Annotated in this window: 28 protein-coding genes; 11 read left to right on the top strand and 17 right to left on the bottom strand. The window is 71.6% G+C overall.

The annotated features are described in order from the left end of the window. Positions 1 to 13 precede the first annotated feature (13 nt). Both ACFPIJ_RS39130 and ACFPIJ_RS39125 read left to right on the top strand, forming a co-directional pair. Positions 14 to 673 carry a MarC family protein gene (locus ACFPIJ_RS39130; RefSeq protein WP_380123130.1) on the top strand — a complete coding sequence of 220 codons (660 nt, stop codon included), beginning with the start codon at positions 14 to 16 and terminating at the stop codon, positions 671 to 673. A 59-nt stretch (positions 674 to 732) separates the two neighbouring features. Next, the gene (locus ACFPIJ_RS39125) at positions 733 to 1983 is read left to right on the top strand and encodes a tetratricopeptide repeat protein (protein WP_380123128.1); all 1251 of its coding nucleotides are present in this window, start codon (positions 733 to 735) and stop codon (positions 1981 to 1983) included. On the opposite strand, the gene ACFPIJ_RS39120 is transcribed toward ACFPIJ_RS39125, so the two are convergent. Beyond that, positions 1984 to 2748 (bottom strand): SDR family oxidoreductase, encoded by a 765-nt coding sequence (locus ACFPIJ_RS39120; protein WP_380123127.1) that lies wholly within the window; start codon positions 2746 to 2748, stop codon positions 1984 to 1986. It lies immediately after the preceding gene. Next, positions 2745 to 3182 carry a cupin domain-containing protein gene (locus tag ACFPIJ_RS39115; RefSeq protein ID WP_380123125.1) on the bottom strand — a complete coding sequence of 146 codons (438 nt, stop codon included), beginning with the start codon at positions 3180 to 3182 and terminating at the stop codon, positions 2745 to 2747. Before ACFPIJ_RS39115 ends, ACFPIJ_RS39120 begins: the two co-directional genes overlap by 4 nt. Positions 3183 to 3274: 92 nt before the next feature. On the opposite strand from ACFPIJ_RS39115, the gene ACFPIJ_RS39110 reads away from it, so the two are divergent. The 3 genes from ACFPIJ_RS39110 (at position 3275) to ACFPIJ_RS39100 (ending at position 5424) form a co-directional block, all read left to right on the top strand. After that, positions 3275 to 4120 (top strand): ATP-grasp domain-containing protein, encoded by an 846-nt coding sequence (locus ACFPIJ_RS39110; protein ID WP_380123123.1) that lies wholly within the window; start codon positions 3275 to 3277, stop codon positions 4118 to 4120. A gap of 76 nt (positions 4121 to 4196) precedes the next feature. Next, positions 4197 to 4766 carry a hypothetical protein gene (locus ACFPIJ_RS39105; RefSeq protein WP_380123121.1) on the top strand — a complete coding sequence of 190 codons (570 nt, stop codon included), beginning with the start codon at positions 4197 to 4199 and terminating at the stop codon, positions 4764 to 4766. 70 nt (positions 4767 to 4836) lie between these two features. Then, positions 4837 to 5424 (top strand): hypothetical protein, encoded by a 588-nt coding sequence (locus ACFPIJ_RS39100; RefSeq protein WP_380123119.1) that lies wholly within the window; start codon positions 4837 to 4839, stop codon positions 5422 to 5424. An 8-nt stretch (positions 5425 to 5432) separates the two neighbouring features. Here ACFPIJ_RS39100 and ACFPIJ_RS39095 read toward each other — a convergent pair whose 3' ends face one another. The 5 genes from ACFPIJ_RS39095 to ACFPIJ_RS39075 form a co-directional block, all read right to left on the bottom strand. Next, positions 5433 to 5864 (bottom strand): hypothetical protein, encoded by a 432-nt coding sequence (locus ACFPIJ_RS39095; protein ID WP_380123117.1) that lies wholly within the window; start codon positions 5862 to 5864, stop codon positions 5433 to 5435. Positions 5865 to 6418: 554 nt separating this feature from the next. Beyond that, positions 6419 to 7366, bottom strand: a complete 948-nt coding sequence (locus ACFPIJ_RS39090; RefSeq protein ID WP_380123116.1) for a hypothetical protein — start codon at positions 7364 to 7366, stop codon at positions 6419 to 6421. Beyond that, a complete protein-coding gene (locus tag ACFPIJ_RS39085; protein WP_380123114.1) occupies positions 7363 to 7764 on the bottom strand; it encodes a PadR family transcriptional regulator in 402 nt (133 codons plus the stop codon). The genes ACFPIJ_RS39090 and ACFPIJ_RS39085 overlap by 4 nt, the downstream gene beginning before the upstream one ends. Positions 7765 to 7825: 61 nt before the next feature. Continuing rightward, positions 7826 to 8776 carry a methylenetetrahydrofolate reductase gene (locus ACFPIJ_RS39080; RefSeq protein WP_380123112.1) on the bottom strand — a complete coding sequence of 317 codons (951 nt, stop codon included), beginning with the start codon at positions 8774 to 8776 and terminating at the stop codon, positions 7826 to 7828. A gap of 180 nt (positions 8777 to 8956) precedes the next feature. Continuing rightward, positions 8957 to 9352: a hypothetical protein gene (locus ACFPIJ_RS39075; protein ID WP_380123110.1), complete on the bottom strand. Its 396-nt coding sequence runs from the start codon at positions 9350 to 9352 to the stop codon at positions 8957 to 8959. A 113-nt stretch (positions 9353 to 9465) separates the two neighbouring features. Between ACFPIJ_RS39075 and ACFPIJ_RS39070 the strand changes: the two genes are divergently transcribed. Then, positions 9466 to 9681, top strand: coding sequence for a hypothetical protein (locus ACFPIJ_RS39070; RefSeq protein ID WP_380123108.1), 216 nt, complete (start codon positions 9466 to 9468; stop codon positions 9679 to 9681). An 18-nt stretch (positions 9682 to 9699) separates the two neighbouring features. Beyond that, positions 9700 to 9966: a hypothetical protein gene (locus tag ACFPIJ_RS39065; RefSeq protein ID WP_380123106.1), complete on the top strand. Its 267-nt coding sequence runs from the start codon at positions 9700 to 9702 to the stop codon at positions 9964 to 9966. Between the two features lie 368 nt (positions 9967 to 10334). Here the strand turns inward: ACFPIJ_RS39065 and ACFPIJ_RS39060 are convergent, their stop codons facing one another. Both ACFPIJ_RS39060 and ACFPIJ_RS39055 read right to left on the bottom strand, forming a co-directional pair. After that, positions 10335 to 11921 carry a pectate lyase family protein gene (locus ACFPIJ_RS39060; RefSeq protein ID WP_380123104.1) on the bottom strand — a complete coding sequence of 529 codons (1587 nt, stop codon included), beginning with the start codon at positions 11919 to 11921 and terminating at the stop codon, positions 10335 to 10337. Positions 11922 to 12106: 185 nt separating this feature from the next. After that, the gene (locus ACFPIJ_RS39055; RefSeq protein WP_380123102.1) at positions 12107 to 12970 is read right to left on the bottom strand and encodes a LysR family transcriptional regulator; all 864 of its coding nucleotides are present in this window, start codon (positions 12968 to 12970) and stop codon (positions 12107 to 12109) included. Positions 12971 to 13040: 70 nt separating this feature from the next. On the opposite strand from ACFPIJ_RS39055, the gene ACFPIJ_RS39050 reads away from it, so the two are divergent. Continuing rightward, on the top strand, positions 13041 to 13553 hold the full coding sequence (locus tag ACFPIJ_RS39050) for a hypothetical protein (RefSeq protein WP_380123100.1): 513 nt from the start codon (positions 13041 to 13043) through the stop codon (positions 13551 to 13553). 7 nt (positions 13554 to 13560) lie between these two features. Here the strand turns inward: ACFPIJ_RS39050 and ACFPIJ_RS39045 are convergent, their stop codons facing one another. Genes ACFPIJ_RS39045 through ACFPIJ_RS39035 form a run of 3 tightly spaced genes read right to left on the bottom strand, consistent with a single transcriptional unit; the run spans position 13561 to position 15611 of the window. After that, entirely contained in the window at positions 13561 to 14055 is a 495-nt protein-coding gene (locus ACFPIJ_RS39045; protein ID WP_380123098.1) for a flavin reductase family protein, read from the bottom strand. After that, positions 14056 to 14265 (bottom strand): hypothetical protein, encoded by a 210-nt coding sequence (locus ACFPIJ_RS39040; protein WP_380123096.1) that lies wholly within the window; start codon positions 14263 to 14265, stop codon positions 14056 to 14058. It abuts the gene before it with no gap. A 38-nt stretch (positions 14266 to 14303) separates the two neighbouring features. After that, positions 14304 to 15611, bottom strand: coding sequence for an NtaA/DmoA family FMN-dependent monooxygenase (locus ACFPIJ_RS39035; protein ID WP_380123094.1), 1308 nt, complete (start codon positions 15609 to 15611; stop codon positions 14304 to 14306). A 133-nt stretch (positions 15612 to 15744) separates the two neighbouring features. Here ACFPIJ_RS39035 and ACFPIJ_RS39030 point away from each other — a divergent pair, with 133 nt between their 5' ends. Beyond that, positions 15745 to 17424 carry an MFS transporter gene (locus ACFPIJ_RS39030; protein ID WP_380123092.1) on the top strand — a complete coding sequence of 560 codons (1680 nt, stop codon included), beginning with the start codon at positions 15745 to 15747 and terminating at the stop codon, positions 17422 to 17424. A gap of 10 nt (positions 17425 to 17434) precedes the next feature. Here ACFPIJ_RS39030 and ACFPIJ_RS39025 read toward each other — a convergent pair whose 3' ends face one another. After that, the gene (locus ACFPIJ_RS39025) at positions 17435 to 18430 is read right to left on the bottom strand and encodes a helix-turn-helix transcriptional regulator (RefSeq protein ID WP_380123090.1); all 996 of its coding nucleotides are present in this window, start codon (positions 18428 to 18430) and stop codon (positions 17435 to 17437) included. Positions 18431 to 18542: 112 nt separating this feature from the next. Here ACFPIJ_RS39025 and ACFPIJ_RS39020 point away from each other — a divergent pair, with 112 nt between their 5' ends. After that, entirely contained in the window at positions 18543 to 18944 is a 402-nt protein-coding gene (locus tag ACFPIJ_RS39020; protein ID WP_380123088.1) for a RidA family protein, read from the top strand. A gap of 18 nt (positions 18945 to 18962) precedes the next feature. Here ACFPIJ_RS39020 and ACFPIJ_RS39015 read toward each other — a convergent pair whose 3' ends face one another. Next, positions 18963 to 19784 (bottom strand): NmrA/HSCARG family protein, encoded by an 822-nt coding sequence (locus tag ACFPIJ_RS39015; RefSeq protein WP_380123087.1) that lies wholly within the window; start codon positions 19782 to 19784, stop codon positions 18963 to 18965. Positions 19785 to 19880: 96 nt separating this feature from the next. On the opposite strand from ACFPIJ_RS39015, the gene ACFPIJ_RS39010 reads away from it, so the two are divergent. Beyond that, positions 19881 to 20330, top strand: coding sequence for a MarR family winged helix-turn-helix transcriptional regulator (locus ACFPIJ_RS39010; protein ID WP_380123085.1), 450 nt, complete (start codon positions 19881 to 19883; stop codon positions 20328 to 20330). A gap of 42 nt (positions 20331 to 20372) precedes the next feature. Here the strand turns inward: ACFPIJ_RS39010 and ACFPIJ_RS39005 are convergent, their stop codons facing one another. The 3 genes from ACFPIJ_RS39005 to ACFPIJ_RS38995 form a co-directional block, all read right to left on the bottom strand. Next, positions 20373 to 21788, bottom strand: coding sequence for a pectate lyase family protein (locus ACFPIJ_RS39005; protein WP_380123083.1), 1416 nt, complete (start codon positions 21786 to 21788; stop codon positions 20373 to 20375). A 153-nt stretch (positions 21789 to 21941) separates the two neighbouring features. After that, positions 21942 to 22727, bottom strand: a complete 786-nt coding sequence (locus ACFPIJ_RS39000) for a hypothetical protein (protein ID WP_380123081.1) — start codon at positions 22725 to 22727, stop codon at positions 21942 to 21944. Between the two features lie 142 nt (positions 22728 to 22869). Next, the gene (locus ACFPIJ_RS38995) at positions 22870 to 23013 is read right to left on the bottom strand and encodes a hypothetical protein (RefSeq protein ID WP_380123079.1); all 144 of its coding nucleotides are present in this window, start codon (positions 23011 to 23013) and stop codon (positions 22870 to 22872) included. Positions 23014 to 23237: the final 224 nt, after the last annotated feature.

Here is a 23237-nt window from a genome sequence, read left to right as displayed (position 1 = left end):
CACGATGTCCGATGTGGACAACGCCGAACTGGCGGTCCTGTTGCTGCTGGCCCTCGTCGGCCTGTACAGCCCGGTCGCCGCCGTGTCGTCGTACATCCCGGTGTTGCAACCCGTCGACACCAGGCAGCATCAGCGTCTCGCGCTCGGCCTGTTCGTCAACGTCGCCGCGATCGCTGTCGTGACGATCCTCGTCGGCGAGCCGCTGCTGGAACTGCTCGGCCTGTCGACCGCCGCGCTCTCCGCGACCGGTGGCATCGCCCTGATGATCGCGGCCGTGCCGATGATGCTCGGGAAAAGCGACGACCCCGCGGCCGGCGCCGGCGACGCGGCGATCGCCCCGCCGTCCACCTCGTGGCGCTCGATCGTGTTCATGCCGCTCACGTTCCCGCTCACCGTCGGCGGGGCCACGATCGCCGTCCTGATCAGTTTCCGGGCCCAGGTCACCGGCGTCACCGGCGTCCTGGCTCTGACCGTCGCCGCCCTGGCGTACGCCGCGATCACCGGCCTCTGCGTCTACGTCGCCGGCCACGCGGGCCGCCGCCTGTCCGACCGCGCCCGCATGATCCTGGACCGGGTCGCCGGCATCCTGCTCACGGCGATCGCTGCGACCCTCCTTGCCAGCGGCTTCACCCGCCTGGTCGTTGACGTCCTGAAGGCCATGGGGGTCCGCTGACTCGCGGGTGACTATCCTGCCTCGCCATAGGACCCGACGCGGCGGACCTGCCGGCCGACGTGGTGGCCGTCCTCATCGAGCACGGCCACCACGACGAGGTGCGCCGGCTCGCGGACGCCGGCGACTTCGCCTGTGCGCAAGGTTTGGCGGGGGTACAGCTCGCGCACGGTCGCTGGGAGGCTGCTGCCGAGGCACTGCGCCCGTTGGCCGACGCCGGCCGCTGGGCCGCGGTGGACGCACTCGCCGGCATCCTCGACGCGCACGACCGCACCGACGAGGCCCTCACCCTCGTGCGGCGGCACGCGACGGCCGGTGGCCCGCACACCGGTCCGCTGCTGGCGGAGCTGCTGGCCCGGCAGGGCCGCACGGACGAGATCGTGGCGATGCTGCTGCCGTGCATCGCGGACCGGAGCTACGCCGAACCGCTGGTCCGGCTGACCACCGGTCACGACGACGAGCTCGCCAGGCTGCTCCGGGACCAGCTCGGCACCGTCTGCCCGCTGCTGCGCCCCGCGGAGCTGCTGGCCACGGTGCTGGAGCGGCAGGAGAAGGTGGACGAGGCGGTGGCGGTGCTCCGCGACCACCTGGTGGCTGTGAACGACGTCGCGCCACTCGCCGACATCCTGGCCCGGCACGAGCGGGAGGCGCAGCTGCGCGACCTGGTGGCCGGAGCCGGCGGCGAGGTCGCCGCGCTGCGCCTGGCCACCTGGCTGGAGGAGCGGGGCCGGGTCGATGATGCGGTCGAGGTGACGCGGCCCTACATCGCGGCGCCGGACGCGGCGGTGTTCCTGGCCCGCCTGCTGACCCGGCACGGCAGGATCGGCGAGGCGATCGACGTGCTGCGTCCGGTGCCGGCGACGATGGGCGAGCACGCCGGGTGTGTCGTCGGCGAACTGTGCGATCTGCTGGTCGAGCGCGGCCGCACCGACGAGGCGCTCGCGTTTGTCGACGACCTCGGCGCCCGTGACGGCATGGGTGCCGACCTGCACCTGGAACGCGCCGCGGTGCTCGTGCGGGCCGGCCGCATCGAGTCGGCGATCGCCTGGCTGCGCGACCGGCCGGACGTGCGCACCTGGCGGGTCGCCTCGTGCCTGGCGGATCTGCTCATCGACGCGGGCCGGCCGGACGACGCGGGGGCGGTGCTGGACGCCGTCGACCGCACCGACCTGTGGGTCGACGACCTGGCGACGCTGCTGATCCGGCGGGGCAAGGCCGCGGAGGCCCTCGCCCTGTTCCAGGAACAGGGCGAGGATACGGCGGTGAAGGCCGAACTGGACGCGGCGTTCTGGAGCCGCTTCCACGCCCGGTGATCAGCCGCTTCCGCGGACGGTCTTCAGCCGGCGGCGGGCGAGCCAGTCGCGGTACGTCGTCGGGGCGATGACGGCGTCGCCCCTGGCGACCAGGGCGTCGCCCGGCACCGCAGCGAACATGCCGGCGGTCGCGTCGGTGACCACCTTGCGGTCGTCGCTGTGCGCGGCGAGGGTGATGCGGCCCAGCTCGTCGAGGGCGAAGACCTCGGGCCCGGCCACGTCGCGGGTGCCCTGCAGCGGCGCGCCCAGGCTGACGTCGGCCACGGCGCGGGCGACGTCGGCGGCGGCCATCGGCTGGACCAGGGTGGCCGGGAGGCGGACGGTGTTCTCGTCGGAGGTCCAGGACAGCACCGCGTCGACGAACTCGAAGAACTGGGTGGCCCGGACGATGGAGTACGGCACCGGGCCGGCCTTGAGCAGGTCCTCCTGCAGGACCTTGGCCCGGTAGTAAGCGAGGTCGGGCACCCGGTCGGCGCCGACGATCGACAGGACGACCGCGTGGCCGACGTCGGCGTCGCCGGCGGCCGCGAGGAGGTTGTTCATGCTCGTGCGGAAGAACGCCGGTGACGCGTCGTCGAACGTCGGCGAGTTCGTCAGGTTGACGACGACGTCGGCGCCGCGCACCGCGTCGGCGACGCCCTGCCCGCTGAGCAGGTCCAGGCCCGTGGCCGGCGAGTGCGGCACTGCCTCGTGCCCGGCCTCGTCCAGCAGCTGGACGACCTGCGCGCCGATGAGGCCGGTACCCCCGATAACGGCCACCTTCATGCGGTTGCCCCCTTCCGGCGATCCGCGCGCCGGGCCAGCTCGTCCTCCTCCACGAGGGTGAGCATCGGCTTGTCCGGGTCGCAGAACATGGTGACCATGAACCGCACCGGGACGTCGGTGCGGGCATTGCCGTCCTGGTAGTGGATGACGTCGCCGCCCGGCTCCCAGAACGCCTCACCGGCGTGCAGGACCCGGGGTGGTTCGCCCTCGAGCTCGAACACCATCTCGCCGTCCAGCACGTAGCCGAACGCCGGGCCGGTGTGCCGGTGCGGCGGAGTGCCAGGGTCACCGGGCGGGAACTCCACGACGACCGTCATCTCGTGGAGGCCGTCCGGGATGTGCGGCGGCATGGCCTCCTGCACCACGGTGAGCGCTGACTGCCATGCATCCGACCTGGGCCGCTGTCCGGCGGCCGTCGACTTGACCTGAGGCATACCGTCCGAGCTACCCGCCACCGCCGCGATCACACGCGGTGGTGCGGAAACCCGCGCGACGGCGGCACCGCCGACCGCCAGAATGACGGGCCATGCTCCTCGTGCTCCCCGTGAAGCTGGACGACACCGCCGAACTGCTCGCCGCCGCGGCCCGGCGCAGGGGCATGGCGGTGGAACAGTTGACCGGCACGGCCGTGCCGGACCGGCTGCGGCGCCTCGGGGACGGGCACCTCTACGGCGGCCCAACCTTCGCCGCGGCGGTCGCCGCCGACCTGGACCTGGCGCTGCTCGAACCCGCCGACGACTGGCTGGCGCGGTTGCCGTACCACTTCGTCCACCGCGACATCAGCATCACCACGCTCGGGGAGGCGCGCTGGTCCCGGACCCCGATGTTCGTCAAGCCGCCGCGGGACAAGTGGCTGCCGGCCGCCGTCTACGCCGACGGCTCGCGGCTGCCGGCCGACGGGCGGCACCCTGCGGACACCCCGGTGCTGGTCAGCGGGATCGTCACGTTCCTGGTGGAGTACCGGCTGTTCATCCTGGACGGCACGGTGCACGCCGCCAGCCGGTACGCCACCCACGGCCGGCTCGACCCGGCGCCCCTCTCCGGCGGTCCGCACCTCTCTGGTCCGCACGTTTCTGGTCCGCACGTTTCTGGTCCGCGCCTTTCTGTCGATCCGCACCGCGACGCCGTGCTCGACTTTGCCGCCCGGCTGCTTTACGCCTGCGCCGGCAGCCTGCCCAGCGCTGTCGTCGTCGACGTCGGGCTCGCTAGCGATGCCGACCGCGGCGATGAGCACTGGGCGGTGGTCGAGGCGAACATGGCCTGGTTCAGCACCAGCTACGCCGCCGACCCGGACCGGGTGCTCGACGTGGTGCTCCGCGCCGCCGGGCCGCGGCACCGCCTGGCGCCCCACGACCTGGCGTACGCCAGATGACCGGCCGTCGAGAGGGTGAGGTCGGCTGCCAGGAGGCGGGTTAGCGTCGGTCGTGGCTCCCCGGAAAGGATCTGTGATGTCCTCGACTGCCACCGTTGCCGCCATCGTCATCATCGTGCTCGCGATCATCGCGATCGCAGCCGTCGCCGTCAGTCGCCATCGCCGGACCGAGGCGCTGCGGCGCCGGTTCGGACCAGAATACGATCGGGCGGTGGGCGAGCAGCACAGCCGCCGGGCCGCCGAACGCGACCTGCAGGACCGCGAGCGTCGCCACGCCGAGCTGCAGCTCAAGGAGCTCGATCCGCAGCAGCGGCAGCGGTACGCCGAGCAGTGGGAGCGCATGCAGGCGCACTTCGTGGAGGAGCCGGAGGCCGCCACCCGCGAGGCCGACGAGCTCGTGACGAAGGTGATGGGCGAGCGTGGGTACCCCATCGACGACTACGACACCCGCGTGCAGGACCTCAGCGTCGATCACGCCGAGACGCTCGGCCACTACCGCGACGCACACGAGATCAACAAGGTGAACGAGCGCGGGCAGGCGTCGACGGAGCAGCTCCGTCAGGCGCTGATGCACTACCGCTCACTGTTCGCCGAACTGCTCGGCGACACGTCGGGCGGCGGCCAGCCGATGCCACGGCACGGCTGAGAAAGGCCGATGCCACAGCACGGCTGAGGAAGCAAGGACAGGCTAGAACTCCCAGGAAGGCGCGATCGCGATGCGTGATTCGACCGATCCAGCCGGAAGCCGACAGCCCTACTACGCGTCCGGGGCGGCGCAGCCCGAGGCGCCGCAGCCGGCCGGACCCCAGCAGCCGCAGCAGCCGCAGCAGCCCCAGCAGCCGCCGGAGACGTTTGAGACGCCGCAGTCAGCCCAGGCTCAGCAGACCCGGCAGGCGCCGGAAACGTTTGACACGCCGCAGGGCGCGACCGGAGCGGAACAGGTTCGCGCCGGCACCGACGTACCGACGACACCGCCGACGCAATCCGAACCGGCGCAGGCACAGCAGGCCACCTCGCCGGAATCCGGCATCCCGCAGGGCCCCGGAATCTGGGATACCACCAAGGCCGACGAGTTCCGGCACCGCTGGCACGACGTGCAGACCCACTTCGTGGAGGACCCGCGCGGCAGCGTCACCGAGGCGCGCCAGCTCGTGGACGAGGCCGTGCAATCCCTGGCCGACAGCGTCCACGACCGTGAGGAGCAACTCGAACGCGCCGGCGCCCGGTCATCGGACAGCACCGAGGGCATGCGTGACACCGTCCTGCAGTACCACCAGCTGCTCGACCGCCTGCTGACCGTCTGACCGCAGACCTACGCCGGCTCGTCCTGCGACCCGGACCCGTCCCGCGACCCGTCCTGCGACCCGGACCCGTCTCGCGGACCAGCCTCGTCTCGCGGGCCGGGTCCGCCTCGCAGGGCGGCGGGGTCGACTCCCCACCGGTCCAGGAACTCGCCCGCGGTCAGCTCGGCGAGCTGCAGCCGGACGTATGTCAGCAGTTGCTTGTCCTCCCAGCGTGACCCCGTCAACTGCACCGTCGCGCCGTTGTCCAGCCTCGTGATGACCAGCGCGCCGCCGAACTCGGCAAAGCTGTCGATCTCCAGGGCCAGCCTGACCGCCACGGTCAGGAGCGCGCGCACCTTGCCCCACACCGGACCCGGACCACCCGGCCACGGCACCAGGTCCGCGGCGAGCACGAGACCGGCGAGCACATCCAGATCGAGGTCTGAAGGTTCGTCGGTCACGCAGCCGACTGTAGCGACGGCGCGCACTGGTCCAGTGGCCTCGCCAGCGGCCGGCGGTGGTGCAGCGCAGCACACGCAGTTACGCGTGCCGCAAACCGCAGGCCGGCGCTGGTGGTGCTGCGCGCGCCGCAAACGGCCAGCGGGCCGTAGGGGGTGCAACGCGCGCAGCACACGGTCACCTGCGCCGTGCACGGCTACGCGTGGCGCACACAATCACTCGCGCAGCACACGCAGTTACGCGTGCCGCAAACCGCAGGCCGACGCCAGTGGTGCTGCGCGCGCCGCAAACGGTCGGTGGGCCGCAGGGGTGCAACGCGCGCAGCACACGGTCACCTGCGCTGCGCACGGCTACTTGCGCCGTGCACGGCTACGCGTGGCGCACACAATCACTCGCGCAGCACACGGTTGCTGCGCCGTGCGCGGTTACGCATGCCGCACACGGTCACTTGCGCCCACACGGTTGCTTGCGCCCACACGGTTGCTTGCGCCGTGCGCGGTTATGTGTGCCGCGCACGGTCACTTGCGCAGCACACGGTGACGCGTGCCGTGCAGGGTCAGCGGCCGCAGGTGGGGCAGCCGCCGTGCGGGTCCCGCCACAGCTGACTCCGCAGCCATAGCGTCGCCGGCAGTGCGGCCACCGCAGTCACCACCGCGACCCCGGCCGACACCACTGCGACACCCCAGGTCGGCCACGGCAGCGAGTTTCCCGACGGGGGCAGCGTCATGCCGAGCAGCAGCACCGGGCCGAGCAGGATCAGCGCCGGCCACCAGCGGCGGGAGTCCCGGCGGACGCCGAACACCACGCCCGAGGCCGCGATGACCAGTGCCAGGACGACCCCGGCGATCTGCGTCACGCTGAGCAGGGCGTAGTAGTCCGTGGTGGTCGGCCTGTAGGCCACCGCCAGCCACGCCGTCACCCCGGCCAGCGCGAGTCCGGCCGCGGTGAGGGGTGACCAGCGCCGTGTGGGCACGCGCAACGCGACGAGGCCGAGCGCGACCTGCGGCACCAGCACGAACAGCGTCGGCCGGGCGTATTCGCCCAGCGCGGCCATCGGGACGACCGCCACCGTCGTGAGCAGTGCCAGAGCGACCGCGGGCCGACCGAGGCCGAACAGCGCGGCGAGCGGTGCGAGCAGCCAGGCGATCCACGCGACGGCGGCGAACGTCCCGAACGGCACCAGCGGATGCTCCATGACGCGGTCGGGGATGGTGATCAGCTCCACAGTGCCGAGCCACAGCGCGGCGAGCGTGGCGGCGGTCATCAGCGCGAGTTGTGCGGCGAACGGCACCGAGTCGGCGAGCCCGAGCGCGTGGCGGGCGCGCAGGTGTTGGCGGGCGCCGCCACGGACCAGGTCGATCACGTCGGCGGCGCGCGGCCGGTCCTGTCCGGGCTTGGCGAGGTCGAGGTACGTGTCGATGATCTCGTCGCCGCGCTCGGCCCGATAGGCGGACGGGTAGCAGCGCAGCAGCGTGCGGTACCGGTCGCGAAGCTCGTCGCTCATGCGACACCCCCCGCGATCGCCGGGCCGCCGGCAATTGCCGGGCCGCCGGCAATTGCCGGGCCGCCGGTGACGGACGGGCCGGCGGGGAACGCCGGTCGCAGTGCCAGCCGCCGGGTCGCCGCTTCCACGCTGCGGCGCAGGCGCTCGGTCTCCACCCGCAGCGCGGCATCGCCGTGATCGGTGAGGCGGTAGTACTTGCGGGCGCGGCCGTCGACGATCTCCTGCCGATCGAGCGAGACGAGCCCGTCGTCGGTGAGGCGGTCGAGGGCGCCGTACAGCGTGCCGGGTCGTAGTTCGAGCGTCCCCCCGGACAGCTCGGCTACCTCCTGGATCAGCCCGTAACCATGCATCGGCGCGCGTGCCAGCGCGGTGAGGATGAGGAAGGTCGGTTCCCGCATGCGGCCAATATATCGCACACGAAGGTATCTTCGCTACGAAGGTAACCCTACGGGGGCCGGGTCATCGCCCCAGGATTGCGGCGACGTCGGCGGCGAGGTTGATGGTGGCCTCGATCTCCGCCTTGCGGATCGAGACGCTCTCCACGTTGAACCCGTACGGCATGCCCAGATGCTCACAGAAGTCGACCAGGTCCCGGGCGATGGCGAGGGCCTGCCGGTAGGACTCCGCGAGAGGGTCGTTGGAGTGCCGGATCGAGTTCTGCAGCCACCGGGGCACCTCGACACCGAGCCAGCGGACGAACTCCAGGGTCTTCAGCGACCCGCACAGCGACAATGTGAACACGACCGTCCGGGGTGCCGTGCCGCGCGACCGGCATTCATAGACGTAGTCGGAGATGAGGTTCTTCGTCTCGTTCACGTCGTAGACGACCTGCGACACGAAGAAGGTGCAGCCCCGCTCCTGCTTGGCCAGCATCCGCAGGTGCTCGTCGCCGCTGCGGGTGTGCCGCTCGCCGATGACGACCCCGCCGAGCGGCAGGTCCGGTCGCACCTCCTGGCGCAGCGCGTGCGCCCGGCGCATGTTCGTGCGCACCCGCTTGTCGCCGGTGGAGGCGCCGACGAACACCCCGAGCACCCGGTCCGTGTCGGCCTGCCGCAGCCAGTCGGCCAGGTCTGCCTCGTCGTACTTGCCGACGCACCGGTAGATCACCGCCGGCCGGTCCCAGCCACCGAGATGCTCGGCGTGGTACCGGGCCGGGTCCATCGTGGGCAGATAGGGAAACGGCCGCTCGTCCGGGTTACGGTCGGACTCGTCGTCGATGTCGTACAGGATGAGCCCGTCGACGTCGAGCGGGGCGAGGCGCTGCAGCGTGACGGCCGCGATCTCCTTGATGCGCTCGTCGGTCGCGTTGCGCCGCGGCGGCGTCAGGCTGAACAGCAGGACCCCGGGGCGAGCCTCGGCCAGCATGCGGTGCAGCCCGGGCCGCGAACCGGTCGGGACAGATTCAGGCATTCGCCCACCTTACGAGGCCGCGCCCCCGGCCGCTGGCGACGGCACCGCCGAGCGGCTCGGAAAAGTGTCGTACCCCGGCGGTAGGTTCCGGGCATGTTGAAGGGGCTGATCGAGGTGCCGTGGAGACGCCTGTGGAGTGACGTCGGCTGTGCCCTGGCGGCGGCTGTGCGCAGTGGCTGGTCAGAGTGGCGACGCCACGATCTCGATGTGGCGGGCTTCGCGCGGATCGTCGACGGCGACCTGCAGCAGCCACCGGCCCGGCGGGTCGAGCGGGATGTCGTCGCTGCCGTCGGCGTCGCCCACGTAGAGCAGGCCGGACGGCACGTCGAACGCGACCTCGTGCGGCATCCCGTCGACCCGGCCCGGCTCGACCCGCACGAGGAGCGTCACGTCCGCCTCGCCTTCGTCGACCGTGCCGGCGTGCGTGACAGCGATCGCGATGTGCGACGCGGTGGAGAACACCGGCCCGTCGCCGTCGAAGCCGATGTCGAACGCTTCCTGGCAGGCGGTGTCCATGAGATAGATGGCGCCCCAGTAGTACGGCCGGATCCTGCGCACCTGTCGGTCTTCGTCCACGGCGCCCGATGCTATCCGGCGGCCGTCGCGAGCGCGTGCAGCCGCTCGCGGATCTCGGGCCACTGGTCGGCGAGGGCGACGACTCGACGGTCAGTTCGCCGTTGCCTCGACCGGTGTCGGCGCAGGCTGTCGCGGCGGCCGAGTCGGCGATCGGGTATCCGTTGCCGCCGTTGCTGCGCCGCATCTACGTGGAGCTTGCGAACGGCCAGATCGGGCCGCACGGGGGCGTCATGGGCCTGGACGGCGGCTTCTGGACCTTCGGCGAGGGTATCGTCGACCGGTACGAGGAGCGCCTCGCCGCGGAGATCGAGCCCGGCGAACATCCCTGACCGCCGCGTGGTGTCGTGATGTTCTGCGAACTCGGCTGCGCGATGTTCGTGTTTCTGGACTGCCGGGATCCGCAGGGCCAGATGTGGTGGTCTGACGAGGGCGAAGAGTGCAAGCTGCACCTCACGCTGCCGGAGTGGTTCGGTGCCTGGCTGGCGGGCCAGGGGCCCGCCGTGTGGGCCAGGGAGGAGCTCAAACTGGGACCTGAGTCGTGGGTGCGGGACGAGGCCGAGGAGACGGCTCGACGCCGGATCGTCCGGCATCCGGACCAGACGTCGCTGTGGTGACGGCAAGCCAGTGGGCACGGCGAGCCAGTCGGCACGGCGAGCCAGTCGGCACGGGAAAGCGGTGGGCACTGGAAAGCGGGTGGGCGCGGGAAAGCGGGTGGGCGCGGGGAAGTGGGTGGGCGCGGGGAAGTGGGTGGGCGCGGGAAAGCGGTGGGCGAGGTAGAGCCAGCGGGCACGGCAAAGCCGGTGGGCGCGGCAAAGTCAGCAAGCACGGCAGGCCGGTGGGCGAGGTAAAGCCCAGTGGCACGGCAAAGCGGTGGGCGAGGTAAAGCCCAGTGGCACGGCAAAGCGGTGGGCGAGGTAAAGCCCAGTGGCACGGCAAAGCCGGTGGGCGGGGACCGTGGTCCCCGCCCACCGGATCGGAAAACTCAGGCGTAGGTCTCGAACTCTGCCACTCGCGGCGTGCCCGTCGCGGTGGTGATTTCGAAGGTCACCTTCTTCGTCGAGGTGCTGGAGAAGGTGATGACGCCCGCGCCGGTGCCCGAGGCGAGGACCGCGCCGGTGTCACCGTTGAGGACGCGCCAGTTGCGGATGAGGCCGGTGGCGCCCGAGGCCTCGCGGATGTTGATCCGGGTGATGGAGGTGGCGGAGCTCCACTTGATGGAGATGGACCCGGTGGTGCCGTTCGGGGACCAGTACGTGCTCAGGTTGCCGTCGCGGACATCGCCGTAGCTGGTGCCGCTGGCCTTGCTGGAGCCGTCGGAGCCGGCGCCGATGCTGAGGTTGGTGCCGCCGGACGTCGGGCCGGGCGAGGACGGGGCCGGCGAGGACGGGCCGGGTGAGGAGGGGCGGGGGGAAGAGGACGTCGGGCCGCCGGTGGGGCTGGTCGGGGTGCAGCTGCCGTCGGAGACCTGCAGGCCCTTGTTCGCGCCGGCGGTGCGGCTGACCACGTCGGGCACGCAGCTTGCCGGGTCGAGGGCGAAGGAGTAGGGGATGCTGACGCTGGTGTTCGACGTCGGGTTCGGGCCGGCAGGGTTGTTGTCGGTGCCCTTCGCCGACCAGGTCACGTTGTCGAAGATGTTGCCGCTGACCTGCCAGAATCCGGCTTCGCTGGTGTAGAACGTACCGATGACGTCCTTGGAGTTCTTGAAGTAGTTGTTGTCGATGCGCGCACGGGCGCCCGCGCGGGAGTTGATGCCGGACTCGTTGAGGCTGACGTAGGAGTTGTTGTAGATGTGCGCGATACCGCCTCGCAGCAGCGGCGTGCGGGAGTCGATGTTCGTGTAGCTGTTGTGGTGGAACGTGATGAAGCTGTTGCCGCGGTCGCTCTCGCTGGAGCCGATGAGCCCGCCGCGCCCGGAATTGCGAAGCGTGCTGTAGGACAGCGTCACGTACTGCACGTCGTCCTTGAGGTCGAACAGGCCGTCGTAGCCCGCGGACTCGCCGCCGGACGCCTCGAGCGAGGCGTGGTCGACCCAGACGTTGCGCACGGTGCTCTCCATGCCGATGGCGTCGCCGCCGTTGGACGTGGGGGAGCCCGATTTTTTCACGTTCCGCACCGTGACGTTCTGGATGATGATGTTGCTCGAGTCGCGGATGTGGATGCCCAGCTGGTCGAAGACCGCGCCGCTGCCGACGCCGATGATCGTGACGTTGCTGATCTCCTTGAGCTCGATCTTGTCGGCGGCGGTGTTGCAGCTGGAGCCCGAGACCTTGGTCGTGTTGCCGTGGTTGATGGTGCCCTCGACCTGGATGATGATCGGGGTGCTGCTGCTGGCGCGGTTGCACAGCGCGGTGTGGATGGCTGTGCCGGTGGTGGCGCGGACCGTCTGCCCGCCGGCGCCGCCGGTGGTGCCGCCGTTCTGAGTGGCATAGCCGGTGACGCCGCCGGTCGCGGCGGACGCCTCGGTGGTGGACAGGGCGACGCCGATCGCGGCGCCGACGACGGTCGTGGCGAGGGCCGCGACCGAGGCTCGCAGCGCGTGCCGTCGCACGCGCAGGGCAGTTGGGCTCATGAAAACCTCCGGTGCGCAGTCAGGAGGGCGGTTCCCAGGCGGGGGAGCGGCGCTGATCTGCATCGACGGAACCCGATTCTAGGAAAGCGCTTTCCTCAAGGACAAGGGCAATGATGTGCAGGTTTGTTGCAGGATTTGCCGCTGCGATAACCAGAGAGATGAACCAGAGACCAAAGGTGAAAGTTTCAGCCGCGCGACAGGATCCGCTCCGCCAGGCCCGCCACCCGCGGGTCGGTCAGCGCCGCCGGTTGATGCACCAGGTGATACGTGACCGGCGGCAGGTCCTGCACGGGCCGCGCGACCAGCCCCGCCGGCGGTGGCACGCACCCGTTCACCACGGCGAGCCCCACCCCGAGCGTGACGAACTGCGCGATCAGCGGCCAGCCCTCGGCCTCCACCGCGACCGTCCACTCGGCTCCGGTCGCCCGCATCGCCTGTTCCAGCAGCACTCTGTGTGGTCGGTGCTGCGGGGGTACGACCAGGCGCGAGCCCGCCAGGTCCCGCAACCGCACCGAGCGGCGCCGGGCCAGCCGGTGCCCGGACGGCACGAACAGCACCTGCGGGAACGTTGCGAGCTCCACCGCGGTCAGGTCCTCGGGCAGCACGTCGAGCACGCTCACCCCGAGCTGCGCCTGACCGGTGCGCACGGCGGCCAGCATCTGCCGGTGGTCGCAGTTGATGAGGCGGAGCCGGGTCGGCTCGTCGGCCAGGACGGCCCGGATCGTGTCGCCGAGCAGGTACAGGTAGGCGCCCTGCCCGGCGGCGAGCACCACCGGTCGCTGTGGCGCGAGGCCGGCGAACTCGGCCAGGAACTGCGCCAGCCGCTCGTCGTGCGCGCGGGCGAACCGGGCCACCGCCTCGCCGTCCGCGGTGAGCACCAGGCGGCGGCCGGCACGGTGATACAGCGGCCGCCCCAGCTCCCGCGCCAGCTTCGCGATCTTCACGTGCAGGGCTGGTTGCGAGATGCGCAGCTGCGCGGCGGCGCGGGTGAAGTTCAGATGGTCGGCGAACACCACGAACGAGGCGAGCGCGTCCGGGGAGACAGCCATAGCTGCAGACTATAGCTACGGTGAGAAGAATAGTTCCGCGCTATCGGTGCCGTGGCCCACGCTGAGAGGCATGAACACGCAGCATCTCCGGCTCGGCGTCGACATCGGCCGGGTCATCATCGGTGGGGGCGTCGTCCCCGGCAGCAGCGACACCCAGTTCTTCAGCGGCGACACCGCCCGGATGCTGGCCACCCCGGCCGTGCCCGGTGCCTTCGAGGCCCTGGCCCGGCTCGTGCCGCGCTTCGAGCAGGTGTGGCTGGTCTCCAAGTGCGGCGAACGCGTCCAGCGGCACACCCGGCAGTGGCTCGACCATCACGACTTCGCGGCGCGGACCGGCATCCCGCGCGAGCACCTCCGCTTCTGCCTCAAGCGGCCCGACAAGGCCGTGCACTGCGCGCAGCTGGGGATCACCCACTTCGTCGACGACAAGCTCGACGTCCATCAGGCCCTGCGTGGCGTCGTGGCCCACCGGTACCTGTTCGGCCGGCAGCCGGCACCGGCGCCGGATTGGGTCCGGCACACCGAGACCTGGGCGGACGCCGAGGCGGCGATCCTGCACACCCTGGGTGTGGCGCACCGCTGAGAAATGGTCAGGCGGCGCGGTGCAGGCGGCCGAAGCTGCTCTGGTGGAACACCAGCGGCTCGGCGCCGCGGTCGGCGTGCAGGTCGTGGATGCGCAGCAGGACGATGTCGTGGTCGCCGGCGGGCAGCTCGCGTTCGATGCTGCAGTCGAGCCAGGCGCAGGCGCCGTCGAGCAGGATCTCGCCGAAGTTGCTGGCCCGCCAGGTGGCGCCGGTGAAGCGGTCGCCGGTGCGGGAGCTCAGCTGGCGGCCCAGGTGCTCCTGGTCGGCGCTGAGGACGCTGACGCCGAGGCGCTCGGCCCGGCGCAGGACCGGCCAGGTCGTCGAGGTCTTGGCGATGCAGACAGAGGCGAGCGGGGGATCGAGGGACACCGACGTGAACGAGCTCGCGGCCAGCCCGACGGGCGACCCGTCGACGAACGCGGCGATGGCCGTGACGCCGGTCGGGAACGCGCCGAAGACCCGGCGCAGGTCGGCGGGGTGCAGTGCCGTGTGCGTGTCCATCTAGGGCCTGCCTTTCGTTGCTGCGGCGTAGTGCGCCTCGGCCTGCCGGGAGATCCGGCGTAGCGCGAGGTCGGGTGCCATCTCGGCCCACAGCTGCGGGTCCGGCACGTCTGTGCCGAGCCCGCCGATGCCGGCGGCGGCGAGGCGCGCGGCGTGGTGCAGGGACCGCGTCACGGCGAGCTGGAACGGCAGGTGAAGGCTCAGCTGCATGAATCCAGTCTATCAAATACCCTACTATTTCAATAGGATTAGTTTTCGTTGGACCGGCCGGGGAGCGGCGGCAGCGCGAGGTTGTCACGCAGGGTAGGGCCGAGGTAGTCGTCCTTGACGATGCGCCGCTTGCGCAGTTCGTGCAGCAGGCCGTGCACGACGAAATCATGCTCGTGGGGATCCGCCAGGCCGCCGATCGACAGCACGTCGAGCACGCCGGCCCGGAACCGCTCCTCGACCGCGTCGGCGATCTGCTCGGGCGTGCCGGCCTCGGCCCAGTGTCCGGTGTCCTGGGCGGCGATGATGAGCTCACGCAGCGTGTACCCACTGCGGGCGTACCCGCTGAAGATCTCGACCCGGCCGCGGCGGCGGTGCACCGAGGACACGTCGGGCAGCAGGTGTTCCGGCAGCGGATCGTCGAGCTTCGCCTCGGACAGGTCGACACCGCCGCCGAGCATGTCGGCGACGAGAGCCCGGCCGGCGTCGAAGTCGATCGCGTCGTGCCGGTCGCGCACCCGCCGCAGCGCCTCGGCCTCGGTCGACCCGAAGGTGGCGTGCAGCGAGCTGAAGATGAGCGGCAGTCCAGCCGGCCGGCCGTAGGTCGCGGCCCGGGCCCGGATCCGGTCGGTGAACTCGCGGGCGATCGGCAGCGTCGACAGGGCGGTGAAGACCACTTCGGCGTACCGGGCGCCGAGCTCGATGCCCGCCGCGGACTGTCCGGCCTGGATCTGCACCGGCCGGCGCTGCGGCAGCGGCGGGATGTTCAGCGGGCCGGCGACGCTGAAGAACCTGCCGGCGTGGTCGATCCGGCGCACCTTCTCGCGGTCGAGGATCGCCGTGCCGTCGGGCCCGAGCCGCAGGGCGCCGGGTTCCCAGCTGTCCCAGAGCGCGTTGACGACGTCCAGGGTCTCCGCCGCGCGGGCGTAGCGCTCCTCCGGGCCGGGCAGGCCGTCCGGGCCGAAGTTCTCCTCGCCGATCGAGGACGTGACGAGGTTCCACGCGGCGCGGCCGTTGCTCACGTGGTCGAGCGTGCCGAACAGCCGGGCCAGGTTGAACGGGTGGTGGAACGTCGTGGAGACGGTCGCGATCAGCCCGATCCGGGTTGTCACCTGGCTCAGCGCCGCGACGTACACGAGCGGCTCCTGCGCGCCGATGGTGCCCTGCGCGCCGAAGGTGAGCAGGTCGGGCACGAACAGCGCGTCGAATCTGGCCGCCTCGGCCAGCTCGGCGACCCGGCGCGCGGTGTCGAGGGTGGACCTGGCCGGATCGAGCGCCAGTTCGTAGGTGCCGGGGTGGCCGCCGGCGCCGGTGACCGTGGCGAGCGTGCGGGGTGGACGGGCCGTCATTCCCGAACCATATTCCTACCGGCAAAGTATGGAAATATGCCGCCCGTCACAGCGCCCGGCGTAACCACAGAGGTCCCTCTGTCGTTGGGACGCTGAGTATCAATAGCGGTGTTGCGTTGGAGGTCTTGGGCGGATGTTGATGCGACGGGCGGAGCCTGCAGGCGGCAACAAGCCGCCGGGGGCCAGGGCGGCCTGGACGCTGGCGGTGGCGGCCGCCGGATACGTGCTGCACTACTGGACCTGGATGCTGGTCGGCCCGATCGGCCCGCAGCTGGCCCACCGCTACGGTCTCGACGAAGGGACCTGGGCCCTGCTCGGCGTCGTCCCGATCGTGGTCGGCGTCCTCGTGCGGGTCCCTGCCGGCGTGCTCACCGACCGGCTCGGCGCCCGGGTGGTGTTACCCGCGGTGAGCTTCGCCGCGGCCCTGGCGGTGCTGGCCCTGGCGGCCGTCGACGGGCTGCCGGCGCTGGTCGCCGTGGCCTGCGCGATCGGCGTCGCCGGCGCGGCGATCCCGGCCGGCGCCGCGGCGGTCGTGCGCGCGGTCCCGCCGGGGCGCCGCGGGACCGCGCTCAGCGTCTTCGCCGCCGGCATGTGCCTGGCCGCGGCCGCCGGCGTCGCCGCCCGGGCGCTGCTGCGCATCGAGCGGGAGCCCGGCCTGCTGGTCCTGGCCGGTGTCCTGCTCGGCTACGGGTTGCTGGCCGCCGCGGTCGTGCGCGACGGGCCCGGGCCGAAGCGCCAGCCGGCCGCCGCATGGTCGGCGGTGACGGCACTGCTGCGCCGGCCGGTGACCCGCCACCTCGCCGTCTGGTACGGCGTCTCGTGTGGCGGCCTCGTTGCCGTCGACCTGTACCTGCCCGCCTACCTGCACCGCACGTACGGCATCGACTGGGTCCCGGCCATGCTCGCCGCCGCGGCCGGCATGGGCGTCGGCGCGGCCGCCGGAGCGTTCGGCGGCTGGCTGTGCCGGCACCGCGCCCCCACCGCCGTAATCGGCACCTGCTTCACCACCCTTGCGGCGCTGCTGCTGGTGCTGGCGTTCGACCCGCCGCTGGTCTGGGTCGCGGCGCCGGCCCTGGCCGGGGTCGCGGTCGCGCTGGGCACCGCGCTCGGCAGCGTGCTCGCCCTCATCGGCCGCACCGCCCCGCCCGCCCAGGCCGGGACCATCACCGGCGTGATCGGCGCCATCGGCAGCGCGGTCGGCCTGTTCCCGACGCTGCTGCTGACCGCGGTCCGCTACGGCGACGGCTCCTACGCCACGGGGCTGATCCTGCTCGCCAGCGCCGCGATCGTCGGCGCCGGCAGCCTCCGCGCCCGCCGCGGCTGGATCGGCGCCGCCGTCGCGTTCCCGGCGCCGACGGTCGTCGCGTCGCAGTCCGCCACCACCGTCGTGTCCCTCGCAGCGCCGCAGATCCGCGCCTACCTCGGCGACATCACCGCCGTCCTCGCCGCCCTCGCCACCCGGCACGAGCTCGCCGTGGTCTACGCCGACCCGGCCCCGTCCGGCCGGGCGGGTATCGGCCTGCCGCTCGTCGCCGGACTGCGCCAGCACCTGCCGAAGCACACGATCCTGTCCATGGTGGCCGAGACCCCGCCGCACCCGCACGAGACGGCCGCGATCGCCGCGATGATCGACGCCGGCACCATCCCGGTCATCCTGGTCGCCGGCGCCGACCCCACGCCGACCGCGATGCTCCTGGCCGCGGCGGTCGGCGCCGACCAGGTGCTGCACCTGACGCACGACCGGATCGAGGGGGTCATCCCGGTCCAGCGCGTGCCGGAGGCCGGCTACGCGGCGATTGACGCCCCACGATAGATTCGGCGCCTCAGACCGGCGAAGGATGACCGCTTTCCGGCCGGCGCTCGTAGCAGCCGGCGACTGCCGTGGCGCGCCGGTGCAGGGCGGTGCGCAACGACTGCGGGGTCAGGGCCTCCGCGCCGGTGCCGAGCTGCCACAGGGCCCACTCGGCGTGCCAGAGATCCTGGTACGTCACCTCCAGCCGCAGCCAGCCGTCCGCGTCGGGCTCCTCGGCGCGGACGGCCACCGCGGTGCTCAGCAGGTCCTCCCGGCGGGCCGGGTGCACCCGCACCAGCACGGCGATATGGTCGCTGGACAGGAACTGCGCGCAGCGCTCCCGCCAGATCTGGTCCAGATCGACCCGGTTCGGCCGCTCGGCCGGCTCGGGCAGCTCCTCGGCCGCCAGCACCCGCGAGAGCCGGTAGGTGCGGTCCTCACCGGATCTCCTGGCCAGCAGGTATCCCCGGTCACGCACGGTGACCAGGCCGATCGGGTCCACCGTGCGCCACTGCGGTGGCTGGCCGGTGGCCGCGTAGTGGATGCGGAGCCGGTGTCCGGCCAGCACCGCGCGCCGGACCTCGATCATGGTCGTGTCGGGCACCTCCTCGGTGACCGACCGGCGTGACAGCAGGTCGGTCTCCGGCTCGATGAGCATCCGCTGGGCCGCGTCGCTCGCTGTGGCCCGATGGCCTTCGGGCAGCGCGTCGACCACCTTGCGCATGGCCGAGGCGAGCGCCGAGCCGAGGCCGAACACCCGCTCTCCGCGCCTCGACCCGGCGGTCAGCACGGCCAGGGCCTCGTCGTGGTTGAGCCCCGTGAGCTCGGTCTGGAAGCCGGGCAGCAACGCGAATCCGCCGTGCCGCCCGCGTTCGGCGTAGACGGGCACGCCGGCCGAGGACAGCGCCTCGATGTCGCGCAGCACCGTGCGGGTGGACACCTCCAGCTCGCGGGCGAGGGCGTCCGCGGTCAACCGGCCGCGCTGGCGGAGCAGCAACACCAACGAGATCAACCGATCGGCCCGCATCGGGGAACTCTACCGAATACGTGACGAAGGATGTCGTGATTTGTTGGCAGGCTCGTGGAGGTCAGCGATAGCGGCGACCGGGCTGCTGTCGACGAATCGAATGGAGCGCAACGTGGCAGTGGAACGAGCGGCGGTCAACCCGTGGACGTGGTCGGTGGAGCTGGGGTTCAACCAGGGTGAGGTCGTCTCCGGGCACACCCGGACCCTGTATCTGTCCGGTCAGACCTCGATGAGCCCCGACGGCAAGCCCGAGCACGAGGGGGACATCGCCGCCCAGCTGGCGCTGAGCCTCGACAACCTGGAGGCCGTGCTCAGCGGGGCCGGCATGTCGCTGGCCAACCTCGTCCGGCTCAACGTCTACACCACCGACGTCGACCAGCTGTTCCCGCACTACGGCGTGCTGGCGGCGCGGCTGGGCGCGGCACGGGTGGCGCCGACCACCACGATGCTCGGGGTGGCCCGGCTGGCGATCCCGGGCCAGCTGGTCGAGCTCGAGGGCACCGCCGTCGCGTGATGCACCGGGGCTGACGGTTCAGGCCCTGAGCCACCGGTCGAGCGTCAGCAGGCCGGGGTGGATCCGACGCAGCGCCGGGATGTCGGCGGCGTAGCCGGACTCGCCGAACCAGGACAACATCCGGGCCTCCGGGCCAATCATCCGGAGCACCGATTTCGGCAGGCGGCGGGTGTACCGGATGCGCCGGCCGGCGTCGCGCAGGGTCTCCGCGATCTGCGCGACGCCGAGCTCGTCCCCGGCGAGTTCCAGGGCCTGCCCGGCGAACTGCCCGGGCCGCTCGAAGGCGAGCCGCGCGAAGACGCCGATGTCGGTCACGGCGATCATCTGCAGCGTCCCAGCCGGGCCGAGCGCGGTGGCCATCAGGCTCAGGCCGGCACCGGCGCCGCGCATCGTGAACACGCTCGTGAACGTGGTGGGCCGCAGGACGGTCCAGGTGAGGCCGGTGCCGGCGAGGTGCCGCTCGATCTCCCACTTGGTGTCGAAGTGCGGGATGCCGCGGACCCGTTCGGCGCCGCCGACCGAGGAGTAGACCAGGTGCCGCACGCCGGTGGCGATCGCGGCGTCGACGACGTTCGTGCCCTGGCGCACCTCGCCCGTCCGTCCGGCGGTACGGGAGTTCTGCACGCTGAACACGCCGTGCGCGCCGGACATCGCCGCCCGCAGCGACGCCGGGTCGGCCAGGTCGCCGGCGACCACCGCGACGCCCCGTTCCGTCAGCGCCCGGGCGGCGGGACCGGCCGGGTCGCGGGTGAGCGCCCGGACCGTCCACGCGCCGGTGTGCAGCAGCGCGTCGACGACCGCACCGCCCTGGTTGCCCGTCGCGCCGGTCACGAGGACCACTGGTGGCATGGTGTTCCCTCCGCATGGGTATCCTATTGAGGAACAAGGTGAAACTTACCTTGTTCACTATAACCATGTGGAGGATGGGGGTCGCCAGTGGCAAGCCGACCGCAGGCGGTGGTGCTGGGTGAGCTGCTCGGCCGGTCCTGGCGGACCTTTTCGAGGCTGGGGCAGGCCCGGTTCGCCGAGTCCGGGCTCTCCGCGGCCCGGGTCAGGCTGCTGCTGGCCCTCGCCGCCGAGCCCGACAGCCGGATGGGCGACCTCGCCCGGAGCCTCGGGCTGACCGCCCGCGCCCTCACCCCGCTGACCGACAGCCTGGCGGAGGAGGGACTGGTCGAGCGGGTGGTCGACCCGGCGGACCGGCGCGCGTTCCGGCTCGCGCTGACCGAGCTCGGCGCCGGCGAGGCCGAGCGGATCGGCGCCCTGCAGGCGCAGATCAGCGACGAGATCTTCGCCGGCCTCACCCCCGCGCAGCGACGCGACCTGGAGCGGCTGCTGCTGGCCTTCGTCGCGTCGACCGGCGGGGAGGGTCCGCCCGACTGCTGAGCAGTGGCCGGGGTCGACACTGGCGACCCCGGCCACCGAACCTCAGACGGAGATCCGCCCGGCGCCGGCGCCACCGGTGACGCTCGACTTCACGCTGCTCGCCGTTTCCAAGGTGTACGAGTAGGGAATGCTCGCCACGCTGCCGCCGGTCTGGCCACCACCCGAGTTGACGAAGTGGTTGTTGCGGGCCACGAGCGTCCCCGGGCCCGAGTCGCCCTCACCGAGGTGGAACGGGTCGTCGGTGTTCTCGAAGTAGTTGCCCTCGACGAGGACGCCGGCACCCTCGGTCGAGGCGACGCCGTACCCACTGACGTTGTTGTAGTAGTTGTTGTAGACGTGGACCGGGTTGCCGAACCGGACCCGTGGGTGGCGCTGCGTCGAGCCGTCGAACCAGTTGTGGTGGTAAGTCACCCGCAGGTGGCCCCGGTCCTGGCTGCCGTTGTCGTCGCTGTGGCCCAGCAGCATGGACTTGTCGTGGTTGTAGACCCGGTTCCACGACACCGTGATGAAGTCAGAGCCGCGTTTGATGTCCACGGCGCCGTCGTAGCCGTCGCTGAACGTGTTGTGGTCGATCCACACGTTCGTCGAGGACGTCTCGACGTTGATCGCGTCGTCGTTCCAGCCCCTGAACGTCAGGTTCCGGATGATGACGTTCTTCGTGTTGCTGAGCGTGAAGCCGCAGCCGACGATCGTCGCGCCGGCGTTGCCGAGGACCGTCTTGTTCGACGCCACCTTCAGCATGCCGGAGCAGGAGATCGTGCCGGACACCCGGATCACCGACGCGCTGCCGGAGCTCAGGGCGCTGGACAGTGCCGACGAGCTCGACACGGTGGTGCTCGCCGCGCTCCCGCCGCCGGTGGTGCCGCCGTTCTGGGTGGCCCAGCCGGCCAGGCCGGTCTGCGGGGTGCTGGTGCCGCCGAGCTTGACGAGCTGCCACTGCTGGTTCCAGCCGTCCAGGTCGCCGAACTGGGCGATCTTCGCACCGTCGGCGGTCGACCACTCCCAGAGATCGAGGACCTTTCCGCTGCTGCGGTTCTTGAACCGCACGTACCCGTCGGCCGAGTCCAGGACCTGGAACTGCTGCCTGGTGCTGCCGTTGTCGGCGTACTGCACGAGCTGCGTGCCGTCGGTGGAGTTGGGCAGCTCGAGCACCTTGCCGCTGTGCTTGGACTTGAGTTTGTAGTAGCCGCTGCCGGCGCTGACGAACTGCCACTGCTGCACGGCCAGGTCGTTGCGGGTGAACTGGTTGATCGGCGCGTTGTCGGCCGTCGCCCAGTTGTACACGTCCATCGCCTTGCCGCTGTGCCGGTTGACGAGGACGTACGTGGCGCCGGTGTCGATGGTGGCCGCGTCGGCGCCGTGGGTGGCCAGCACGGTGGTGGCGGCCGCGATGACGGTGGTGGCGACGGCGAGCACCGCGACCGGCCAGCGACGCCGTCGGGGACGGGTCTTGGCCATGAGCAACCTCCGATGAGACGCGCCCTGGGCAAGCGCTTTCCCGGCAAGTTAGCGCTCACATCGATGGCCGTCAACGAAGTGCGGGCTGAGTGTGAAAGTTGCACGGTCGCCGGTGCCGCGCCCGCCTCGCACAGGTGCGGCACCGGGTCCCGTTCAGCTGAACAGCTGGTAGACCGAGTCGGGAGCGGGGGTCGCGCCGGCCGGTTCGGTGACGGGCAGGACCGAGCCGAAGCCGGCGAACGTCAGCTGCATCGCGAGCTCCGGGTCGATCGACGCGCCGTCGATGGTGAACGCGGTGAGCCGGCCCTGGCCGTCAACCGTGGCGGTGAACGGGACCGCCTTGGCCTTCGCGCCGGCCTTCTCCAGCACGTCGTCGGTCGGGGCGAGGATGGTGTCGGCGGCGGTCACGTCGACCGTGCCGGTGAAGTGGGTGGCGTCGGTGCGCTTGACCTCGCCGAGGCCGTTTTTGAACAGCTCGGTGACGCCGAGCTTGGGCGCACCGGCCTTGTCCACCGGCAGCGTCGCCGTGGAGCCGACCTTCGCCAGGTCGACGAGCATCCAGACGTTCGGGGGCAGGCCCCAGAGCTGGTTGAGCTCCTTGCCGAAGTCGGCCTTCACCCACAGCTCGGGGGCGATGACGGTGTAGGCGACGGAGACGGTGAACCGCTCGACGGTGCCGCCCAGCTCCATCGTGGCGGACTTCGCGGCGGGGTCGATGCGCCCGCCGCCGGACTTGGTGCCCTGCTTGATGTTGAAGTTGTACGCGGTGGTGTCCAGCGCCTGCACGGCCGCCAGCAGCGCCTCATTGGGTGGTAGCGCGGCGGACGACGACGCGATGGGCCTGGCCTCCGCGCCCGAGGCGGACGTCACCTCGGCGTTGCAGGCGCTCAGGCCACCGGCGGCCAGAGCGAGGGTGAACAGGACGGTTATGTGTTTCACTGCGAGATCCTCCGAATCGAGGTGCGCCTGCTGGGTTCGGCAGGCGCAACCGTTCGGACCGTACCGGCGGGCCGTCAACGAAAAGGACTTCTGATCGCCTGTCGGACACCGTGACGGGAATCTCAAGGATGGCGGGCTCGGCTCAGTTGAGCAGTTCGTAGGCCGGAGCGGGCCGCGGCCGCGGGAGCCGGGTCGGCGCGGGCGCCGGGCGGGCCGTGGGGCTGCCCAGCCAGCGCAGCCATCGCAGGGCGGCGGCGGTCCGGTCCGCCGCGCTCGGCGCGCTCATCGCCGCCTGCCCTGGTGCCGCGGCTGGAGCCGGAAGACGAGCGGGGGAGCCACGTCGTCGGCAGGGCCGCCGGGAACGGCGACGGCGACGACGACGTAGGCCGAGTCGTAGCGATGTTTGTCTACAGTGGACGGACGTTTACGGGCACGCGGGATCGACATCACGGTTCCTCACGAAGATGGGTGTGAACGCTGCGGCGGGAAAGCCGGGGAGCGGGGCGTGAG

It is taken from the genome of Dactylosporangium cerinum, assembly GCF_042653625.1.
GTDB lineage: Bacteria > Actinomycetota > Actinomycetes > Mycobacteriales > Micromonosporaceae > Dactylosporangium > Dactylosporangium cerinum.
The sequence above is the reverse complement of the archived record's forward strand: the minus strand, read 5'-3'. Positions and strand labels throughout refer to the sequence as shown.

What these genes read in the sequence shown, in the direction of transcription:
- ACFPIJ_RS39120 (WP_380123127.1), bottom strand. Translation starts at nt 2,748, where the DNA reads ATGAAGGTGGCCGTTATCGGGGGTACCGGCCTCATCGGCGCGCAGGTC.
- ACFPIJ_RS39115 (WP_380123125.1), bottom strand. Translation starts at nt 3,182, where the DNA reads ATGCCTCAGGTCAAGTCGACGGCCGCCGGACAGCGGCCCAGGTCGGAT.
- ACFPIJ_RS39110 (WP_380123123.1), top strand. Translation starts at nt 3,275, where the DNA reads ATGCTCCTCGTGCTCCCCGTGAAGCTGGACGACACCGCCGAACTGCTC.
- ACFPIJ_RS39105 (WP_380123121.1), top strand. Translation starts at nt 4,197, where the DNA reads ATGTCCTCGACTGCCACCGTTGCCGCCATCGTCATCATCGTGCTCGCG.
- ACFPIJ_RS39100 (WP_380123119.1), top strand. Translation starts at nt 4,837, where the DNA reads ATGCGTGATTCGACCGATCCAGCCGGAAGCCGACAGCCCTACTACGCG.
- ACFPIJ_RS39090 (WP_380123116.1), bottom strand. Translation starts at nt 7,366, where the DNA reads ATGAGCGACGAGCTTCGCGACCGGTACCGCACGCTGCTGCGCTGCTAC.
- ACFPIJ_RS39085 (WP_380123114.1), bottom strand. Translation starts at nt 7,764, where the DNA reads ATGCGGGAACCGACCTTCCTCATCCTCACCGCGCTGGCACGCGCGCCG.
- ACFPIJ_RS39080 (WP_380123112.1), bottom strand. Translation starts at nt 8,776, where the DNA reads ATGCCTGAATCTGTCCCGACCGGTTCGCGGCCCGGGCTGCACCGCATG.
- ACFPIJ_RS39065 (WP_380123106.1), top strand. Translation starts at nt 9,700, where the DNA reads ATGTTCTGCGAACTCGGCTGCGCGATGTTCGTGTTTCTGGACTGCCGG.
- ACFPIJ_RS39060 (WP_380123104.1), bottom strand. Translation starts at nt 11,921, where the DNA reads ATGAGCCCAACTGCCCTGCGCGTGCGACGGCACGCGCTGCGAGCCTCG.
- ACFPIJ_RS39055 (WP_380123102.1), bottom strand. Translation starts at nt 12,970, where the DNA reads ATGGCTGTCTCCCCGGACGCGCTCGCCTCGTTCGTGGTGTTCGCCGAC.
- ACFPIJ_RS39050 (WP_380123100.1), top strand. Translation starts at nt 13,041, where the DNA reads ATGAACACGCAGCATCTCCGGCTCGGCGTCGACATCGGCCGGGTCATC.
- ACFPIJ_RS39045 (WP_380123098.1), bottom strand. Translation starts at nt 14,055, where the DNA reads ATGGACACGCACACGGCACTGCACCCCGCCGACCTGCGCCGGGTCTTC.
- ACFPIJ_RS39040 (WP_380123096.1), bottom strand. Translation starts at nt 14,265, where the DNA reads ATGCAGCTGAGCCTTCACCTGCCGTTCCAGCTCGCCGTGACGCGGTCC.
- ACFPIJ_RS39035 (WP_380123094.1), bottom strand. Translation starts at nt 15,611, where the DNA reads ATGACGGCCCGTCCACCCCGCACGCTCGCCACGGTCACCGGCGCCGGC.
- ACFPIJ_RS39030 (WP_380123092.1), top strand. Translation starts at nt 15,745, where the DNA reads ATGTTGATGCGACGGGCGGAGCCTGCAGGCGGCAACAAGCCGCCGGGG.
- ACFPIJ_RS39025 (WP_380123090.1), bottom strand. Translation starts at nt 18,430, where the DNA reads ATGCGGGCCGATCGGTTGATCTCGTTGGTGTTGCTGCTCCGCCAGCGC.
- ACFPIJ_RS39005 (WP_380123083.1), bottom strand. Translation starts at nt 21,788, where the DNA reads ATGGCCAAGACCCGTCCCCGACGGCGTCGCTGGCCGGTCGCGGTGCTC.
- ACFPIJ_RS38995 (WP_380123079.1), bottom strand. Translation starts at nt 23,013, where the DNA reads ATGAGCGCGCCGAGCGCGGCGGACCGGACCGCCGCCGCCCTGCGATGG.